Genomic DNA, 204 nt, shown 5'->3' with positions numbered 1-204 from the left:
CGGGTCGTTAGCTCAGTTGGTAGAGCAGTTGACTTTTAATCAATTGGTCGCAGGTTCGAATCCTGCACGACCCACCACTAATGCGGTGGGTTCGGTGGAAGTAGTTTGTAGTATCCAGCGTAGTATCGGGTGATTAGCTCAGCTGGGAGAGCACCTCCCTTACAAGGAGGGGGTCGGCGGTTCGATCCCGTCATCACCCACCAC

2 tRNA genes are annotated in these 204 nt (G+C 54.4%); both read left to right on the top strand.

What is annotated here, in order from left to right:
• The first annotated feature begins 1 nt into the window (after position 1).
• Positions 2–77 (top strand) — tRNA-Lys (locus tag BEB42_RS26100).
• 50 nt (positions 78–127) lie between these two features.
• Positions 128–203 (top strand) — tRNA-Val (locus tag BEB42_RS26095).
• Position 204: the final 1 nt, after the last annotated feature.

Origin of the sequence: Escherichia sp. MOD1-EC5990, assembly GCF_002965285.1 — a bacterium.
GTDB classification, from domain to species: Bacteria; Pseudomonadota; Gammaproteobacteria; order Enterobacterales; family Enterobacteriaceae; genus Escherichia; species Escherichia coli_F.
The sequence above is the reverse complement of the archived record's forward strand: the minus strand, read 5'-3'. Positions and strand labels throughout refer to the sequence as shown.